The organism is Acinetobacter sp. YH12236, from assembly GCF_013417645.1.
GTDB lineage: Bacteria > Pseudomonadota > Gammaproteobacteria > Pseudomonadales > Moraxellaceae > Acinetobacter.
Window position 1 is genome coordinate 1 of sequence record NZ_VPDM01000069.1, and the last position, 3,409, is coordinate 3,409.

The 3,409-nt window shown below is 37.1% G+C and carries 2 protein-coding genes and 2 pseudogenes; all 4 read left to right on the forward strand.

The window, feature by feature from the left end:
• Window positions 1-191 precede the first annotated feature (191 nt).
• On the forward strand, window positions 192-491 hold the full coding sequence (locus tag FTV14_RS15790) for a hypothetical protein (protein WP_179989178.1): 300 nt from the start codon (window positions 192-194) through the stop codon (window positions 489-491).
• Window positions 492-700: 209 nt separating this feature from the next.
• Window positions 701-1,721, forward strand: a pseudogene (gene istA, locus FTV14_RS15795) (IS21 family transposase).
• A gap of 13 nt (window positions 1,722-1,734) precedes the next feature.
• A pseudogene (locus FTV14_RS15800) lies at window positions 1,735-2,139 on the forward strand (HlyD family efflux transporter periplasmic adaptor subunit); the annotation flags it as partial.
• 173 nt (window positions 2,140-2,312) lie between these two features.
• On the forward strand, window positions 2,313-2,984 hold the full coding sequence (locus tag FTV14_RS15805) for a DUF4145 domain-containing protein (protein WP_179989177.1): 672 nt from the start codon (window positions 2,313-2,315) through the stop codon (window positions 2,982-2,984).
• Window positions 2,985-3,409: the final 425 nt, after the last annotated feature.

Below are 3,409 nucleotides of genomic sequence, written 5' to 3' on the forward strand. Positions count from 1 at the left end.
CGTTGAATTTCTTTGTCAGACATAGTGATCAGCATCTATATTTCATATCCAGTCCATGATGGTTAAATCATCATAAACTAGACATTTTTATTGGTGAGAATACAGACACTTTAAATGGGTTCTAACATTTCGATTTCGTATAAGGTGTATTATGTTAATTTTAGGGGAACTTAATTCTATAGGTGATACCAATGGACAAAAAGATAGAAGATAAAACTAAAGATATTAATGAAAAAATTCAAAAATTGGATTTAGCTATCCAAGAACTAATAGAAACTACAGACAATTTTTTTATTAATGATAAGTACTATGGAATTGAATGCGCTTTTATTTTAGACCATGCACTAAATATTAAAATGCACTTTTTCAACAAGTATCCAGCATTTGCACCACCTCACTTACGAGGAGTAGAAAATTATGATCGAATTATACATATTAGAGAAAATAATCCTGAAGATAAGCTAGAACAAATTTCTCCTCTTAAAGACTAAATTTTCTAATCTCGTACTTAGAATCCCCTACCATTTAACATAATGGTGGTTATACGAAATTTCAAAAAAATACAGTAAAAATGGGAGCTTAAGGCCACTGCTGTCCCATAAATATAACAAGTGTTAGCAGCAGTGTAAAAATAACCCTCTAACGGCATTTTAAAACTGACCCCCTTGGTTAATATAGCGGTCTTTTTGGACTGCTCAACATGTTAACTTTGGAGCAAGCAGTGACCATCCAAATTCTTCATCAACAAGGTAAATCCATTAAAGCCATTAGTCGTGAACTTGGGGTATCCAGGAATACCGTACGTAAATATTTACGGCAAAACACCACACCTCAGTATCGGCGTACACAACCTAGAATAAGTATTCTTGATCCATATAAACCCTATTTGCTTGAACGTGTAAATGCAGCTCATCCTGAATGGATTCCTGCCGTTGTGCTCTATAAGCAGATTTTAGGGTTTGGATATCCAGGAAAGATCAGGATATTGAGGGAATATCTTGCAACATTAAAACCCGTTGCCAAATCAGAACCCGTCATTCGTTTTGAAACCCAACCTGGTCAACAAATGCAGGTTGATTTCACCACGATTCGACGTCACCATACGACTTTGAAAGCCTTTGTGGCCACATTAGGTTATTCCAGAGCAACCTTCGTGAAATTTTATGATCATGAACGGACGGATGCATGGATCGATGGTCTGGAAAATGCATTTCAGTTCTTTGGGGGCGTACCTCAGGAAATCCTGTTTGATAACGCTAAAACGATCATGATTGAACGGGATGCCTATCAGGAGGGGCAGCACAAATGGAACCCCAAACTGCTCGATTGTGCCAAGAAATATGGCTTTCGCCTCCCGCGTATGTAAACCCTACCGCGCACAGACCAAAGGCAAAGTTGAACGCTTTAATGGATATCTCAAATCAAGCTTTATTGTGCAATTGAAAGCAAGCCTTAAGACTTCAGGCTTATTGTTGGATGTTGATGTTGCTAATGCCCACATTGGTCGGTGGTTGCATGAAACCGCCAATCAGCGGATTCATGCAACCACGCAAGAAAAACCAGCTGTTCGACTGCAGCAAGAGCAGCAAAGATTCGCGCCATTACCGCAATCAAATACGGTTTCCAGCATTGTGCCTGTTACAGCGGCACCGCATGTGATGCCCTACGAGAGTTTGCAGCATCCATTATCAGTATATGACCAGTTGCTGGGAGTTTCCTGATGAATCTGCAATTGGCGGAGTGATTTCTCAAAATGGCAAGTTGATGACAATTGTTCCGCTGGATGAACAACTTTTGGTTGAGGCACGTATTTCACCGCGAGATATTGCTTTTATTCATCCTGGGCAAGATGCACTGGTGAAGATCACCGCGTATGATTATTCTATTTATGGTGGGTTGAAAGGAAAAGTTTCTATTATTTCTCCAGACACCTTGAGAGATGAAGTTAAGCAAGATCAATTTTATTATCGAGTGTATATTCGAACGGATTCAGGAAAATTGATGAATAAAGCAGGCAAACAATTCAGTATTACTCCTGGCATGGTTGCAACAGTCGATATTAAAACAGGGGAGAAAACGATCTTAGATTATCTAATAAAACCATTTAATAAAGCGCAAGAGGCTTTAAGAGAAAGGTAAGCGTCCGCTGAACCCCACACTCTTTGAGTGGAACGTTCTTTAAAAAAACGTTCCACTTTATTGAATATTTATCAATACCGCATAGCTCGATGCAGGGTGCTATCTTCAGATATCTTATTTAACATAAAATGAAGTTATGCGACTTCAGAATGACCTAATACTTGAGAATAAATATGACCCAAAAAATACTAGATCGATTTTCTTCACTAATAGAAGAAGGTGATTCAATCTATCAAAAATGTGAAGCCGCTGGATCTGGTTATAATCCTGAATTACAATCAGCTTTTATCGAATGGCAAATGAAATCTAAAAATATATTAAGCATTACTTGTGGTGAAAAGTCACATTATTTGTCTCAGTTTGATAAAAATCTTAAAGCAGGAATGGGGGATACAAGAAAAGCAATATTAAATCGCGTGATTCCAATTTTAAGAGCGGCAGAAGATGATTTAAAAAATGGTTTTCTAATCACAATCAAAAAACTAATTCAGTCAGAGGTTTTTGATAGTGAGTTGGATCAAGCACAGCATTTCCTTGATTCAGGTTATAAAGTAGCTTCTGCTGTCACTGCTGGTGTAGTTTTAGAAACAGCAATTAAAGAATTAGCTAAAAATAACGGAATTGATATTTGCCAAGAAGGTACTACTAAACCTAAAAAACTTGATGCTCTTAATTCTGAATTAAAAAATGCTAATATCTATAGTGCTCTTCAACATAAGCAAGTTTTAACTTTGGCACATATAAGAAATAAAGCTGCTCATGGGGAGATTGAGGAATTTAATGATAACGATGTACAGAATATGATCCGAGATGTTGAAAGATTCTTACTTGAATATGCTTCTTAATACAACAAAAAAAGAGTCCACGTTATCTAATGGTGGACTCTAGTTCCAAATTTGAGACTAATAGAGTATCTATTTTCCAGATATTGAAATCATAGCCACGCAGACTTGCGTAGGTTTGACTGATACGCAAGTCGAGTAGCGGTCTGATTTCCGCATAACTTATGTTATGTTACTTGGGATACACTTGACGGTAAGATAATTTATTATTGCAACCGTCAAGTGCAGCACCAACGATATTATTGTAGGGTGCTGTGTTTAGATATCCTATTTAACATAATCAATATTATACGAAATGCTTTTGTAACTCCAAAATAGAAATGTCCGGTTTCTCCAAAGTAAAAATGTCCGCTTTTAGAATATGCGCTGTTGCAATTTTCTTAGCGGACGGTTTGATATGTTGGTGTCTATGTCGGATAAAGAACTTA

Bases quoted from the DNA above. Each gene is read 5' to 3' on its own strand.
- FTV14_RS15790 (WP_179989178.1), top strand. From the start codon at position 192: ATGGACAAAAAGATAGAAGATAAAACTAAAGATATTAATGAAAAAATT.
- FTV14_RS15805 (WP_179989177.1), top strand. From the start codon at position 2,313: ATGACCCAAAAAATACTAGATCGATTTTCTTCACTAATAGAAGAAGGT.